14 protein-coding genes are annotated in these 14,894 nt (G+C 64.5%); 5 read left to right on the top strand and 9 right to left on the bottom strand.

Going from position 1 to position 14,894, the window contains the following annotated elements; all coding sequences use genetic code 11:
* Positions 1-2 precede the first annotated feature (2 nt).
* The 4 genes from NEF64_RS10270 to dusB are packed head-to-tail and all read right to left on the bottom strand — an operon-like array spanning position 3 to position 5,796.
* A complete protein-coding gene (locus NEF64_RS10270; protein WP_043156502.1) occupies positions 3-2,252 on the bottom strand; it encodes a sensor histidine kinase in 2,250 nt (749 codons plus the stop codon).
* A 52-nt stretch (positions 2,253-2,304) separates the two neighbouring features.
* A complete protein-coding gene (gene ntrC / locus NEF64_RS10265) occupies positions 2,305-3,750 on the bottom strand; it encodes a nitrogen regulation protein NR(I) (RefSeq protein WP_031393370.1) in 1,446 nt (481 codons plus the stop codon).
* On the bottom strand, positions 3,747-4,811 hold the full coding sequence (locus tag NEF64_RS10260) for a two-component system sensor histidine kinase NtrB (RefSeq protein ID WP_031393371.1): 1,065 nt from the start codon (positions 4,809-4,811) through the stop codon (positions 3,747-3,749). Before NEF64_RS10260 ends, ntrC begins: the two co-directional genes overlap by 4 nt.
* Positions 4,798-5,796 carry a tRNA dihydrouridine synthase DusB gene (gene dusB, locus NEF64_RS10255; RefSeq protein ID WP_056408302.1) on the bottom strand — a complete coding sequence of 333 codons (999 nt, stop codon included), beginning with the start codon at positions 5,794-5,796 and terminating at the stop codon, positions 4,798-4,800. Before dusB ends, NEF64_RS10260 begins: the two co-directional genes overlap by 14 nt.
* Positions 5,797-5,937: 141 nt before the next feature.
* Between dusB and NEF64_RS10250 the strand changes: the two genes are divergently transcribed.
* From NEF64_RS10250 to NEF64_RS10240, 3 genes are read left to right on the top strand one after another with little or no spacing between them, the layout of a single operon-like run.
* Entirely contained in the window at positions 5,938-7,125 is a 1,188-nt protein-coding gene (locus NEF64_RS10250; RefSeq protein ID WP_056408305.1) for a bifunctional 2-C-methyl-D-erythritol 4-phosphate cytidylyltransferase/2-C-methyl-D-erythritol 2,4-cyclodiphosphate synthase, read from the top strand.
* A complete protein-coding gene (locus tag NEF64_RS10245; protein WP_031393374.1) occupies positions 7,122-7,649 on the top strand; it encodes a hypothetical protein in 528 nt (175 codons plus the stop codon). The genes NEF64_RS10250 and NEF64_RS10245 overlap by 4 nt, the downstream gene beginning before the upstream one ends.
* Positions 7,649-8,167 (top strand): CinA family protein, encoded by a 519-nt coding sequence (locus tag NEF64_RS10240; protein ID WP_031393375.1) that lies wholly within the window; start codon positions 7,649-7,651, stop codon positions 8,165-8,167. The genes NEF64_RS10245 and NEF64_RS10240 overlap by 1 nt, the downstream gene beginning before the upstream one ends.
* Here NEF64_RS10240 and NEF64_RS10235 read toward each other — a convergent pair.
* The 5 genes from NEF64_RS10235 to aspS all read right to left on the bottom strand — a co-directional run bounded on the left by NEF64_RS10235 (position 8,110) and on the right by aspS (position 13,219).
* Positions 8,110-8,586 (bottom strand): type II toxin-antitoxin system RatA family toxin, encoded by a 477-nt coding sequence (locus NEF64_RS10235; RefSeq protein ID WP_056408310.1) that lies wholly within the window; start codon positions 8,584-8,586, stop codon positions 8,110-8,112. The two genes, NEF64_RS10240 and NEF64_RS10235, sit on opposite strands and share 58 nt — an antisense overlap.
* Positions 8,586-9,509, bottom strand: a complete 924-nt coding sequence (gene lipA / locus NEF64_RS10230) for a lipoyl synthase (protein WP_031393377.1) — start codon at positions 9,507-9,509, stop codon at positions 8,586-8,588. The genes NEF64_RS10235 and lipA overlap by 1 nt, the downstream gene beginning before the upstream one ends.
* 152 nt (positions 9,510-9,661) lie before the next feature.
* The gene (locus NEF64_RS10225) at positions 9,662-10,366 is read right to left on the bottom strand and encodes a PAS domain-containing protein (RefSeq protein WP_252573703.1); all 705 of its coding nucleotides are present in this window, start codon (positions 10,364-10,366) and stop codon (positions 9,662-9,664) included.
* A gap of 181 nt (positions 10,367-10,547) precedes the next feature.
* Positions 10,548-11,321, bottom strand: coding sequence for a polyphosphate kinase 2 family protein (locus NEF64_RS10220; RefSeq protein ID WP_031393379.1), 774 nt, complete (start codon positions 11,319-11,321; stop codon positions 10,548-10,550).
* A gap of 74 nt (positions 11,322-11,395) precedes the next feature.
* Complete coding sequence (gene aspS, locus NEF64_RS10215) at positions 11,396-13,219, bottom strand: aspartate--tRNA ligase (protein WP_056408312.1); 1,824 nt, start codon at positions 13,217-13,219, stop codon at positions 11,396-11,398.
* Positions 13,220-13,406: 187 nt separating this feature from the next.
* On the opposite strand from aspS, the gene rnd reads away from it, so the two are divergent.
* Together rnd and NEF64_RS10205 are read left to right on the top strand one after the other, a co-directional pair.
* Positions 13,407-14,582: a ribonuclease D gene (gene rnd / locus NEF64_RS10210; protein WP_031393380.1), complete on the top strand. Its 1,176-nt coding sequence runs from the start codon at positions 13,407-13,409 to the stop codon at positions 14,580-14,582.
* Positions 14,579-14,884 (top strand): I78 family peptidase inhibitor, encoded by a 306-nt coding sequence (locus tag NEF64_RS10205; protein WP_031393381.1) that lies wholly within the window; start codon positions 14,579-14,581, stop codon positions 14,882-14,884. Before rnd ends, NEF64_RS10205 begins: the two co-directional genes overlap by 4 nt.
* Positions 14,885-14,894: the final 10 nt, after the last annotated feature.

The raw sequence follows: 14,894 nt of genomic DNA, 5'->3' as shown, positions 1-14,894 counted from the left end.
ATTCATGTCCGATTGCGAGTCATTGCGACGAGCTGGCCATCCCCTGCCGGCTCGGGTGCGGATGCCCCCTGATCAAGCGCGACCAGCGCTCTGGCGTCGAAGTTCATGGTGACGATGGTGCCACCACCGGGGCGATCCGAAAATGCGATCGTCCCGCAATGTTCCTCGATGATCTTCTTGACGATGGCAAGCCCGAGCCCCGTCCCGCGCGCGCGCGTCGTCATATAGGGTTCGATGATCCGGTCGCGTTCGACCGGCAGACCGATCCCGGTGTCGGCGACTTCGATCGCGACGCAGTGCGCCGTTCCATCGTGGCGCGTCTCGGTCAGGGTCATGGTAACCGCCCCGCCCTCGTCGTCGCCCCGCGTCTCGATTGCCTCGACCGCGTTCTTGACGATGTTCGTCAGAGCCTGCCCGATCTGCCGGCGATCGCACACGAGCATCGGACCCGGGTCGTCGTGGACGAGCAGGAACCGGATCCCCGGATGCGCCACCTCGTGCAAGAACATCGCCTGGCGGGCGGCATCTAGCAGCGATTCCTCACGGAAGACGGGTTTGGGCATGCGTGCGAACGAGGAGAATTCATCGACCATCCGGCGCAGGTCCGCGACCTGGCGGATGATCGTGTCGGTGAGCCGCGCAAATGTCCCGTCCTCCGCGGGGATCTTGCCCCCATAGCGCCGCTGCAGTCGCTCCGCGGCGAGCTGGATCGGCGTCAGCGGGTTCTTGATCTCGTGCGCGATCCGGCGGGCGACGTCGGACCAAGCGGCGCGGCGCTGGTCGAGCAGTTGCTGCGTGATATCGTCGAAGGTGAGGATCGGACCGGTCGGCGCATGCGCGATCCGGACGGCGAGTGTCCGCGCATCACCGGCCTGGCCGACCTGGACGATTGCTTCGCGCCCTCCCTCCTGCACGAGCGCGTCGAGTTCGGGCGCAACCTCGTGCAACGGCTTGCCAACCAGACCGTCCGCGCCGAGCAGCTGGATCGCAGAGCGATTTGCGATCCGGATAACGCGGTCCTTCGCGGTCGCGACGACGCCCGCCGAAACATCCGCCATCACCGCCTCGATCAGCGCACGGCGCGTCTCGAGTTGGTCGTTCGCGGTCATCAGATCGCTATTCTGCTCCTGCAGCCGACCGGTCATCTGGTTGAACGCGCGCGCCAGTGTGCCGACCTCGTCGCGGCTGCGCGGATCGGGCACGCGCGCGGTCAGATCACCCTCGGCTACCCGCCGCGCTGCATCGACCAGTTCGCCGACGGGGCGTACCAGACGATCCGCGACAGCCAGCGCGATCCAGACAGCAACGCCAACGATGAGCAGGGAAATGCCCAGCAAGGCCGCGTTGAACAGGAGCTGGAGGCTGCGTGACCGGGCAAGCAACTGCCGATAGCTTGCCAGCACGGCGTTGGCGCGCGTCGTCTGCTCCGACAGGAGCTTGGTATCCTCGACGCGGCCGGCATAGAGAAAGAGTTCGTCGGCGCCGGGCAGCATCGTGATCGTGCGGATACGATCCCCCGTCACCGATACTGCGGCGGGCTTGCCGCTCCGGAGTTCGCGGATCGCCTCGGGCGTCACCTGTCGTGTAAAGTCGATTTCATAGGGGTTCACGACGGCGAAGGTCTGGATCTCGTTTTGTGGCGTGACCTTGAACAGCGCGGCTTCGGACAGGCTGCGATAATAGACCTGTTGATAGAAATACCCGGAGAAATCCGGGCTCTGCAGCGATCGCTCCCGCAGGTAATTGGACATGTCCGCAGCCATCGTGACGCTCGCCTCTTCCCAGCGGCTGAGCTGACGCGCGTAGGACGACTGGGCGAGTTCGGTCGCGTTTTCCAGCATCCCGCGTGCTTGGTCAGAATACCAGAATTGCACGCCATATTGAAACAGCAGCGACGCGAAGATCGTCACCAGCAGCATCGGCACCGCGGCAACGATCGAGAACAGGGCGACGAGCCGGACGTGCAGGCGGCCGCCACCGCCAACCGGGGACCGCGCAGCGCGTCGCATCGCTACCCGCCGGCCGAGCAGCATCAGCAATGCGATGCCGGGGACGAGATTGGCGATCAGCAGTAGCGCGATCAGCGGTGGCGGCATCAAACGCTGGGGTGAATTGGCGCCGCTGATGAGCACATAGCTCGCGACCGCGACGGTAATCGCCAGCGCGACCACCAGCGTCTCAAGCGCAGGCGTCACTGCGAACCGGTGCGGTGGCACGTCGTCTTCGATGGCAAGCGTCGCGGGGGCGATCATCGTTGCCGTGATACAACGACAATTGTTGCCGGGAAACCACATAATGGCCGGGTCAGCGTAACCCTGCCGCGTCCATCTCGGTCATGTCGCCGCTGATATCGATCCCGAGCGTGTCGAGACGCTTGCGCAGCGTGTTGCGATTAATCCCCATCGCACGCGCGGCGCGAAGCTGGTTCTGCCCATGCCGGGCAAGCATCAATTCGATCAACGGACGCTCGACCTCACCGATGACGCGGTCGTACAGACTGCCATCGTCGAGCGCTGCCGGGTTTTCGCGCTCGATCCGCCCGATCAGCGCCTTCACCGCGCCGGCTATGTCGAGGTCGGTTGCAGTGCTGGTCGGCATTCGCGCACCCAGCATCGCGTGAATCGCGTCCGCGCCGATGATTTCGTCGCGCGCGAGCACCGCGAGTCTGCGCATCAGGTTTTCGAGTTCGCGAACATTGCCCGGCCAGTCATACGCGCCGAGCACGGTGATCGCATCGCCCGCCAGTTGACGTCGCGGCAGACCCTGGATCGCCGCATGATCGAGAAAATGTCGTGCGAGTAAGGCGACGTCCTGCCGTCGCTCGCGGAGCGGTGGCAAGGTGACCGGCACGACGTTGAGACGGTAGAACAGGTCTTCCCGGAAATGCCCGGCTGCCACCTGCGCCGCCAGATCGCGGTTGGTTGCGGCCAGGATGCGGACATCGACCCGGATCGTGCGCGCCCCACCAACGCTCGTGAACTCGCCCGACTGCAGCACGCGAAGCAGCCGGGTCTGCGCCTCCATCGGCATGTCGCCGATTTCGTCGAGGAACAGCGTGCCGCCCGTCGCCTGCTCGAAACGACCGGCATTTCGCGTTGCGGCGCCGGTAAAGGCGCCGCGCTCATGCCCGAACAGTTCGGCCTCGATCAATTCGCGCGGGATGGCGGCCATGTTGATCGCGATGAACGGCGCGGCGCTCCGCTGGCCGAGGTCGTGGATAGCCCGGGCGACCAGTTCCTTGCCGGTGCCCGATTCGCCGGATATCAGCACGGTCAGATCGTTCGAGATGACGCGTGCGATGACCCGGTAGACGTCCTGCATCGCCGCGGACCGGCCGATCAGCGGCAGTGCACGATCCTCGTCGCCGATCCGGTCATCGGACAGCACCCCGCCCCGCGCCAGCGCCCCCGTCACCGCACGCGACAAGACGTCGAGATCAAAGGGCTTGGGCAGATATTCATACGCACCGACCTCCGCCGCGCGTACGGCGGTGGTCAGCGTGTTCTGCGCCGACAGGACGATGATCGGCAGCGTCGGGTGGCGTTCGGCGACATTGCGGACATGGTCGATGCCGTCGCCGTCGGGCAGCACCACGTCCGTGATCAGCACGTCGGGGATAGCGACCGCCAAGGCACGTTCGAGCTGGCCGAGGCTGTCGGCGACGGTTACGTCGTGGCCGCTGCGCCGCAACGCCTGTGCGACGACGGTGCGGATTGCGGCGTCGTCATCGACGACCAGCACAGTGCTCATGAAGTGGCTCTTGGCAGCAGCAGGCGAAGAACGGTCATTTCAGGAATCCCCTCACGCGCATATTGCACGATCCCGCCCATATCGCGGGTCAGCTTGTCGACCAGGGCGAGGCCCAGCCCCTGCCCTTCACGGCGCCCCGATACGAAGGGATCGAACAGGTGGTCGGCGATATCGGGCGGCGCGCCGGGGCCATTGTCGAACACACAGATCTCGATCGGCAACGGGAGACGCGGTTTGCCCGGCGCGCTGCTGACGGTGATCCCGTGGCGATAGGCCGTGGTCATGATGATCAGGGGATTTGGTTGATCTGCAACGGCTTCACGTGCGTTCTTCAGAAGGTTAATGACGATCTGAAGGAGCGCGTCGCGATTGATATGCGCGGGCGGTAGCGAGGGATCGAACCGCTCCTCGATCGCGATTCCGCGCGCAAAACCGGCGAGCGCGAGGCGACGCGCGTGCGTCAACAACGGGTAGATATTCTCGCTGGCGAGCGGGAGCGGACGCGTATCGCTGAAGTCCTGCATCCGATCGATCAGCGCCGCGATCCGGTCCACCTCGGTCGTGATCAGCGTGGTCAGTTCGCCGGCATCGAGCAGCTGCGCGGCCCCGCGGATGCCGGACAAGGGATTCTTGATCTCGTGCGCGAGCATCGCCGCCGCACCGACCGCGGCGCGCGCTCCCGCGGTACGGTCCGCCGAATAGCCCAGCCGTCGCGAGATGGCAGGAACGTGCAGTGTGATCGCGCGCCAGCCGGGATGATCGGGCATGATCGTCTCGGCAAAGTCGACGCGGATCTTCACACCGCGGGCGGTCGCGATCTCGGTATCGAAGACGGCAAGGCCGCGATTGTCGTGCTTGCGGGATTCGTCAGGGGGCGGGAGTATCGCCGCGATCGGCTGCCCGACCATGAGGCGCTCCGAGAGGTTGAGCAATTGCTCAGCCAGTGCATTGGCATGGGCTATCCTGTCGTCGGGATCGACCACCACCACCGCCACCGGCAGCGCCGCGAAGACGTCGTTGAACCCCGGACGGCCGTGCCGATCCGGCTCAGGCGGCTTCAAGATGACGCCAGGGCGCGTAGAACTCCGCCAGCATCGCCTTGACCTCGTTCGGGTCCGCCACCTGGTTCACCCGGTTCCGAAACTCGGCCGAACCATGCAGGCCCTTAGTGTACCAGCCGATATGCTTGCGGGCCATGTTGACACCCGTCTCGATCCCATAGTGCTCGAGCATCGCTTCGTAATGCCCTGCGATCGCTTCATATTGTTCGTTGATCGACGGATCGGCTACGCGGCGGCCGGTCGCGAACCAGGTCATGACCTGATTGAGCAGCCACGGCCGTCCATAGGCGCCGCGTCCGATCATCACGCCGTCCGCACCCGACTGGTCGAGCGCCGCTTCGGCATCCTCGATCGAACAAATGTCGCCATTGACGATTACGGGGATCGACACCGCATCCTTCACCCGGCGCACGAAGCCCCAATCGGCGCTTCCCTTGTACATCTGGTTCCGCGTCCGGCCATGCACGGTGATCAGCTTCACACCGAGATCTTCTGCGATCCGCGACAATTCGGGTGCGTTGAGACTGTCGTGGCACCAGCCCATGCGCATCTTCAACGTGACCGGGACATCGACCGCCTTGACCGTCGCGGATATGATCGCCGTCGCCAGCTTGACGTCACGCATCAGCGCGGACCCGGCATCCCCATTGACGATCTTGCGGACCGGACATCCCATGTTGATGTCGACGATCGCGGCACCGCGATCCTGACTCAGCCGCGCGGCCTCGCCCATTTCATAGGGCGTGCACCCGACCAGTTGCATCGACACCGGCTCTTCGAGCCGATCCCACGCAGCCTTCTGGATCGACTGGCGGGTCTCGCGGATCGCAGCCTGGCTCGCAACCATCTCGGTAACGTTGAGCCCTGATCCATATCGCCGCACGAGCGTGCGGAAGGGCATATCCGTCACACCCGTCATGGGTGCGAGGACAACCGGACTTTCAATCCGCACGGTGCCGATCTGGATAGGTGAGAGATTACGCATAAGCTGCCCAAAAAAGAGGCAGAACATAGGCCGCGATGCCGGAACTGGCAAGGCTGGTCCAGCTGGTCCCGTCGTGCGCGACGTCATGAAGAACGACTGCCTGCACTGGCGATGCCGCGCTCAAGACGCTAATCGGCGCCCATGACAAAGCGCCGCACCGTCGCCCTGATCGTCGCAGCCGGGTCCGGCACCCGCGCTGGCGGCACCCTCCCCAAGCAATTCGCGACCGTCGCGGGAAGGCCGATGCTCATGCATGCGGTTACCGCAATGTCCGCGCACCCGGCGATCGACGCCGTGACGGTCGTCGTTGCCGAAGGTCAGCTGGACCATGCAAAGGCGGTACTGGCAGCAGGAGGCGTTACGGACGCGACGGTCATCGTCGGGGGCAGTACCCGCCGGGATTCGGTACTGAGGGGAATCGCTGCCCTGTCCGAATTGGATCATGTTCTAGTTCACGATGCCGCCCGGCCGTTCCTTCCTGCCGGGGTCATCAGCGCGGTGGTGGCAGCGCTGGCGAACAGCGAAGCTGCGGTGCCTGTGCTGCCGGTAGCGGACACGCTGGCGCGCGGCGCGACGACGCTGACCGGTCGCATGCTCGGCGAAGTCGTTCCGCGCGAGGCCGTGTACCGGGTCCAGACGCCGCAGGGCTTCCGGATCGCGAAGCTGCGGGCCGCGCACGCTGCCTGGCCGGCCGATGAAGATGCCAGCGACGATGCCCAGATGGTGCGACGGGTTGGCGGCAGCGTCGCGTTGGTGCAGGGCGATCCGATGCTCGACAAAGTGACTCACCCCGACGATTTTGCCGCCGCTGAAGCGCGCGCGCCCTATGAAAGCCGAACCGCGATGGGCTTCGACGTCCATCGGCTGGAAACGGGCGAGGAATTATGGCTTGGCGGCGTCCGGATCCCGCACGACAAGGGGCTTTCCGGCCATAGCGATGCCGATGTCGTGCTGCATGCGCTGACCGACGCGCTGCTCGGCACGATCGCCGCGGGTGATATCGGCACGCATTTCCCCCCGAGCGATCCTCAGTGGAAAGGTGCCGACTCCGCGCAGTTCCTGCAGCATGCCGCGCAACTGATCGCCGCCAAGGGCGGTCGGATCGATTTCGTCGACCTGACCATCCTGTGCGAGATGCCCAAGATCGGACCGCACCGCGCGGCGATGACGAACCGGATCGCCGATCTGCTCGACCTCACCACGGACCGGGTGAGCGTGAAGGCCACGACGACCGAGCGACTTGGCTTCACGGGACGGGGCGAGGGCATTGCCGCGCAGGCGGTCGCGACGATCAGCCTCCCCTCGAATCGTGGCCGTGGCGGCGCATGAAGTTCGCTGCCGCACTGACGCTCGCCGCACTCGTCGCAACGCCGGTATCGGCACAGTCCCCGTGCATCACCGGCCCCGAGGCGGAGGCGATGACGCTCGTCGCGCTGCCCGACATCATCCGTGAAACGGGCCGGGTCTGCGCGGCAAGGCTGCCAGCGACCAGCCTCGTGCGCAACCAGTCCAGTACGCTCATCTCGCGCTATCAGATCGAAGCGGACCGCGCCTGGCCGTCCGCCCGGGCCGCGATCGTCAAGCTTAGCGACCCCGCGGTCGATGCGCTTCTCCAGTCGGACTATGCCCGGCCGTTGCTTACGAGCCTGCTCGTCCCGCAGATCGTTGGGCGCATCGTCGCGCGCGACTGTGGGACGATCGATCGGCTCGTGACGCTGCTCCAGCCGCTGCCGCCGCGGAACACCGCTGGCATCGTTGTCGAGACGCTGCGCTATTTGAAGGCTGACAAGGCACGCCGCGGGGATCGATCGACGCCCGACCTTCCGCTCTGCACCGCGACGGAGAGCCGCTGATGGATACCCTTCTCCCTCCCGAGCTGATCGACGCGGCACGCAAGGTCATCGAGGCAAATCGCGCGCTCGGACGACGCGTCGCGGTTGCTGAAAGCTGTACCGGGGGCCTTGTTGCTGCGGCGCTGACGGAAATTCCTGGCAGTTCCGACGTGTTCGAAATCGGGTTCGTGACCTATTCGAACGAGGCCAAGCTGAAACTGCTCAAGATCAGCTCAGACGTGCTTGAGACCTTCGGTGCGGTGTCGATCGCCGTCGCGTGGAGCATGGCGCAGGGCGCACTCGAGCAGTCGGGCGCGGATGTTGCCGTCGCCATCACCGGCATCGCCGGGCCCGGCGGTGGATCGGCGAAGAAGCCGGTCGGGACGGTGGTCTTCGCCCGTGCCGAGAAGGGCGGCGATCGCAGCGATGTCGACGCAGATCGCAAGGATTTCGGCGATCTCGGCCGCGGCGGTATTCGCCTTCAGGCTGCGCTGTGCGCGCTCGAACTCTTGCTGCCGGTCGAGGATGTCGCACCGTAAAGCTCGGCCGCGCGAGTCTCGAACGCGCCAATCATCTTGCGCAGTGCGGCACCGAAGACCTGACCCGCGATCAGCTCGAACATCCGGTTCTTGAAGGCAAAGTCGACGGTGAAGTCGACCGCGCACCCCTGCTCCTCGGGGCGGAAACGCCATTCGTTGCGAAGATATTTGAGCGGACCATCGACATAGTCGACAAGGATCTCGGTCGGTCGAGTCTTCTGCACACGTGACGTGAACGTTTCGCGCAAGCCCTTGAAGCCGACGATCATGTCCGCGAGAGTCTCCGTCTCACTGTTCGAACGGACGCGCATCGCACTGACCCATGGCAGAAACTCGGCGTAGCGGCCGACATCGGCGACCAGATCGAACATCTGTTCGGGTGTATAGGGAAGTTGGCGTGTTTCGGAATGCTTGGGCATCAGATCCGTGCGACCCCGAGCTTTGCATCACGCGCCGCCCGAAGCTGCGCGAAATCGTCCCCCGCATGGTAGCTCGACCGCGTCAGTGGCGACGATGCGACAAGCATGAACCCCTTGGCCCGGGCGATCGACGCATAGGCATCGAAGGCCTTGGGCGTGACGAACTCGGCCACCTTGGCATGGCGTGGCGTGGGCTGAAGATACTGGCCCATCGTCAGGAAATCGATGTCGGCACAGCGCATGTCGTCCATCACCTGGTGAATCTCGAGGCGCTCTTCGCCCAGGCCAAGCATGACGCCCGACTTGGTGAAGATCGACGGGTCGTGGCGTTTCACGCTTTCAAGCAGACGCAACGAGGCATAATAGCGCGCGCCAGGCCGGATCGTCGGGTACAGGCGAGGAACTGTCTCGAGGTTGTGGTTGTAGACATCGGGGCGCGCCTCGACGATCGACTCGATCGCGGCCTGCGCCTTGTTGCGGAAATCGGGCGTCAGGATTTCGATCGTCGTAGTGGGATTCGACGCGCGGATTGCCTGGATGACCTTCACAAACTGCGAAGCGCCGCCATCGGGAAGGTCGTCGCGGTCGACCGATGTGATGACGATGTGGTTCAGCCCCATCTGCGCCGCGGCATCGGCGACATTCTGCGGCTCCATCCGGTCGACCGCGCGGGGCATACCGGTCTTCACGTTGCAGAAGGCGCAGGCGCGGGTGCAGGTATCGCCGAGGATCATGACCGTTGCATGCTTCTTCGACCAGCATTCGCCGATATTCGGGCATGCGGCCTCTTCACAGACCGTCGTCAGGCTTTTCGAGCGCATCAGTTCGCGGGTCTTGGCGAAGCCGGCGGATGTCGGGGCCTTGACGCGGATCCAGTCGGGCTTTCGAGCGCGCGGCGCGGCGAGCGGGGTCATCTCGTTCATGGCAGGCAGATAGCGATCCCGGCTATATGAAACAACACACATGCGGTTCTTCGCCCGATATCACGGGTATCCTGCGAAGCCGGCAAGAACGCCCCCGCGCCGGCGCATATGCGGAGCGGGCGCGCTTGCCACGTCGTACCGCATTGACCGGATCAGCGGAACCGTTCCAGATCCGTCGCAGTCGATACGGCGACGGCATATCGATCGGACAGATACCGTTCAAATCGTTGATGCGCATCGCACGTGAGCTGAAACGCCGCACCCCCCGCTCGCCCGTCGCCGGCAGCCTCGAACTCGATCAGCCCCTGAATCTCGAGCGCGCGAATCCAGCGGGTCAGTGTGGCGTGTCCGACCCCGAGCATCGGTTCGAGGTCGGTCGGCGTCAGGAGAACGCCTTCGGCCTCGCTGACATAGGCCGCAAGCAGGATGTCCCAGGCGCTGTCGGCAAATAGCGACGGGCAGAATATTGCCCCGCGCGCGCGCCGGGCATCCAGCGTCAGCTGGGCCGTCTTCAACAAGGCTTCGGGTTTGACCTCGCCGGACCCAGGCATGGTTTCCTCGAAGATCATCGTCACGCAAACTTTGGTCCCTGGCGGCGCGATTGATAAATGGCCCTGCACCCAGAGATGCGACGAGTCGGTCCTAACAAGCCTTTTGGTAGTGCTGATCGGGGATCCGGTATGCACCACGCGACGCATCAGTCGCCGGCAGCGCTCGCGGTCGGCAGGCGCGGTGAAATCGAGCATGTTGCTGCCAAGCAAAATGGCGGCTGTCGCATTGAGCGTGTGGCAGAACGTCGCGTCCACCTCGACAATCGCCCCTGAGGTGTCGACACCTATTCGACCGCGTTCCGTCATGACCTACGCCCACTGAATGGCCGTCCGCTACTCGGACACGCCCATTATCTTAGGGCAAGCCTAACCATCATCGGAAGCTGTTCACGCTAACATAAGTTGTTCGGAAGGCGTTAGAATTTCGACCAAAATGGATATAGCTGCAGAGGACCGCGACCAAAAGCGGGGTTGCGCTTTGCGACGATTAAAGCTTGAGGGCCTTTTTCGCGACCTTGAGGACGGCGGGATCAAGCGGCGGGGGCACCATCGCGACTCCGCCCTCCAGGCGATCCGCGACGACGGTCAGCGCAGCGATCCGCGCTGCCTTCTTGTCGTTCCCGTCGATGACGATCCACGGTGCTGCTGCGGTATCCGTGCGTGCGAACATCTCATGCATCGCGGCGAGATAGTCCTCGCGTCGCGACCGGTTGTGATAGTCGTCGAGACCGGTCTTCCAATGCTTCCAAGGGTCGCGCAGCCGCGCCTCTAGCCGCCGGTCCTGTTCCGCTTGGGTGATATGGACGAAGATCTTGATCAGCGTGGTGTCGTTCTCGATCAGCCCCGCTTCGAAAGCATTGATCGCGTCATAGCCGCGCTCCCATTCGCGGCGCGTGGCGAATTCCTCGACCCGCTCGACCAGTACCCTGCCGTACCAGCTCCGATCGAAGACGGCGATGTTCCCGTCCGCCGGCAACCGTTTCCAGAAGCGCCAGAGAAAGTGATGTGCCTTCTCGTCGGCGCTCGGGGCGGCGATCGGCCAGACGCGGTAGGTACGGGGATCCCACTCGGCCGACAACCGCTGGATGATACCGCCCTTCCCCGCCGCATCCCACCCTTCGAACATCACCACAGCGGGGCGCTTGTTGACGATATGCGCGACTTGGATGTGCTCAAGCCTCTTCTGAAGCTTAGCCAAGTCGCGCTTGTATTTGCCGTCATAGGCGTCGCCGGCTTCAAAATGGGCAAGATCGATGGGCATAAGCAAACTCCAGAAGATCAGGCGGCCACCAGGGGCGGGACGGAAATAACCAGGACGGCAGTGCCGCCCCCGCGTCAGCCCGCGGCGGGCGTCACCGTCTTGGCTGGGTCCTTCGGCCCATCGACGGTGAGCTTGATGTTGAGCTCCTTCAGCTGGCGCGGGCTGACCGGGCTCGGTGCGCCCATCATCAGGTCCTCGGCCTTCTGGTTCATCGGGAACAGCACGACCTCGCGGATGTTCGGTTCGCCCGCGAGTAGCATGACCATCCGGTCGATGCCGGGTGCCGAGCCGCCATGCGGCGGTGCGCCGACCTTGAACGCGTTGATCATGCCGGCAAAGTTCGTGTCGACATCGGCCTGGGTGTAGCCGGCGATCTCGAACGCCTTGTACATGATCTCAGGCCGGTGGTTCCGGATCGCGCCCGACGACAGCTCCACGCCGTTGCAGACGATGTCGTACTGATACGCCAGGATATCGAGCGGATCCTTGTTCTCCAGCGCGTCCATCTCGCCCTGCGGCATCGAGAACGGGTTGTGGCTGAAGTCGATTTTCTTGGCGTCCTCGTCATATTCGAACATCGGGAAGTCGACGATCCAGCAGAATTCGAAGCGGTTCTCGTCGATCAGACCGAGATCCGCCCCGATCCGCGCGCGGGCTGCGCCGGCGAGCTTGGCGGCGGGGAGTTCCTTGCCGGCGGCGAAGAAGATGCCGTCGTTCGGCCCGAGGCCCATCTCCGCGATCAGCTTGCGCGTCGCTTCCTCGCCGTGATTCTTTGCGATTGGGCCGCCGAGCTCGCCGTTCTTCTGGGTGATGTAGCCAAGCCCGGCATGGCCTTCCGCGCGCGCCCAGTCGTTCATGTCGGTGAAGAACTTGCGGCTCTTCTCGGCGGTGTTCGGCGCGGGGATCGCGCGGACAACGTCACCGCCGGCGACGATGCCCGCGAACAAGCCGAAGCCCGAGTCGACGAAGTGGTGGCCGACGTCGTGGATCAGGATCGGGTTGCGCAGATCGGGCTTGTCGCTGCCGTATTTCAGCATCGATTCGCGGTAGGGAATGCGCTTGAACGGCAGGGCGGAGACCTGGCGTCCCTTGCCCTGCCAATCGGCGAACTCCTCGAACACGCCGTGCAGCACGGGCTCGATCGCGTTGAACACGTCGTCCTGCGTAACGAAGCTCATCTCGAAATCGAGCTGGTAAAACTCGCCCGGCGAACGATCGGCGCGTGCGTCCTCGTCGCGGAAGCAGGGGGCGATCTGGAAATAGCGGTCGAAGCCCGCGACCATCAGCAGCTGCTTGAACATCTGCGGTGCCTGCGGCAGCGCGTAGAACTTGCCCGGATGCACGCGGCTCGGCACCAGATAGTCGCGCGCGCCCTCTGGCGACGACGCGGTCAGGATCGGCGTCTGGAATTCGGTGAAGCCCTGATCGTTCATGCGGTTGCGCAGCGAGGTGATGACCTTCGAGCGCAGCATGATGTTCGCGTGCAGCCGCTCGCGACGCAGGTCGAGGTAGCGATAGCGCAGGCGGATATCCTCGGGATATTCGGCCTCGCCCGCGACCGGCATCGGCAGCTCGGCTGCCATCGACTGGACGGTCGCGGCGGTCGCGCGGACCTCGATCCCGCCGGTCGGCAGGTTGGGGTTCACCGCTTCAGGCGCGCGGGCGGTCACCTTGCCGGTGATCGTGACGACGCTCTCGCTCTTCAAGCCCTCGATGACCTTGAAGACGGGGCCGGACACGTCGGTGACGATCTGTGTGATGCCGTAATGATCGCGCAGATCGATGAAGACCAGGTCACCATGATCGCGCTTCTTGTGGACCCAGCCCGAGACGCGGACCTCCTCGCCGACCTGTTCGGGGCGGAGGGCGGCGCAGTTATGGGTGCGATAGGCGTGCATGTGTCTCGTCTCTCATACGTCGTCCCTGCGTTTGCTGGGATCTCGTGCAGCAAGGGTGCGCCCTGCGACGGGAGATCCCAGCGTTTGCTGGGATGACGGGAATTGGATGGCCCGCGCTTCCCTTCCCTACCGGCCTTTGTCAAGGCGCCCCTTTGTCAACATGGGGGAGCCTCGCTATGGACGAGCGATGCATATCCACCCGCTTATCTCCGACAGTGCCACGCTCGCCAATCTGTGCGCGCGCATGGCTGACGCCGACTATGTGTGCGTCGACACCGAATTCATGCGCGAAAGCACCTATTACCCGGAGCTGTGCCTGATCCAGATCGCCGACGACAAGGAAGCTGCCGCGATCGACCCGATGGCCCCGGGCATCGACCTGAAGCCGCTGCTCGACCTTCTCGTCGAGAATCACGACGTGCTGAAAGTCGTCCATGCCGGCGGACAGGATATCGAGATCGTCTATAACCTCACGGGCAAGACGCCCTTCCCGCTGTTCGACACGCAGGTCGCGGCGATGGCGCTCGGCCAGGGCGAACAGATTGGCTATTCAAACTTAGTCGACAGCTGGCTCGGGATCGCCGTCGACAAGGGTGCGCGTTTTACTGACTGGGCGCGGCGCCCGCTGGATGCACGCCAGATCGAATATGCGATCGGCGACGTGACGCATCTGTCGAAGATCTTCCCGAAGATGCTGGAGCGGCTCCGCAAGACCGGGCGTGGCGTGTGGCTCGATCAGGAGATGGAGCGGCTCGGCGATATCGCCAATTATGCGAACGATCCCGATCTGGCGTGGAAGCGCGTGCGGATCTCGGGGCGCAAGCCCGACGTGCTCGGACGGCTTAAGGCCTTGGCGCGGTGGCGTGAACTCGAGGCGCAGGCGAAGGATCTGCCGCGCGGGCGGATCGTCAAGGATGAGACGCTCGGCGACATGGCGGGGCATCCGCCGCGGAAACAGTCCGACCTCGCCCGCGTCCGGGGGCTTTCCGCCACCTGGGCGGGCAATGATATCGGGGCGCGGCTGATGCTCGCGATCGAGCAGGCCCAGCCGCTCGGCGACGATGAGCTTCCGCCCCGCGACGATCGCAAGCCGGGCCTTGGCAAGGAGGGCTCGCTGGTCGCGGATCTGCTCAAGCTTCTTCTCAAAATTCGCTCGCGAGATATTGATGTAGCTTCGAAACTTCTTGCGAGGACCGACGAGCTCGAGGCGCTGGCCGCGGGCGTGCGGACGGGCTTGCCGATGCTCGAGGGGTGGCGGTTCGACCAGTTCGGCCGCGACGCGCTGGACCTGGTCGAGGGCCGGCTGGCCTTCGCGGTGATCAACGGAAAGCTGAAAATGACCCGTACGGAGGACGCCGCATGAAGCGGGCGCTGCTCGCGGTCGTGTTTGCTTCGGCGGGGTGCATGCCGGTCGAGATGCGCGACGGAGCACCCGATGTCGCGACGCCAGCCCCGCCCGGTGCAGCGTGCAAGATTGAAGCATTGGGCGATCTGGTCGGCAAGCGGGCAAGCGATGCGCGCGCGGATGTGATGCTGGCCCGATCGGGCGCGCGTACGCTGCGGTGGATTGCGCCGAACGACGCGGTGACAATGGACTTCCGGAACGATCGCCTGAATGTCTATGTCGACGGCGCGAGCAGGATCGAGCGTTTCACCTGCGCCTGAGCCTGACCCC

Origin of the sequence: Sphingomonas aerolata (genome assembly GCF_023935825.1) — a bacterium.
Taxonomy (GTDB): Bacteria; Pseudomonadota; Alphaproteobacteria; order Sphingomonadales; family Sphingomonadaceae; genus Sphingomonas; species Sphingomonas aerolata.
The sequence above is the reverse complement of the archived record's forward strand: the minus strand, read 5'-3'. Positions and strand labels throughout refer to the sequence as shown.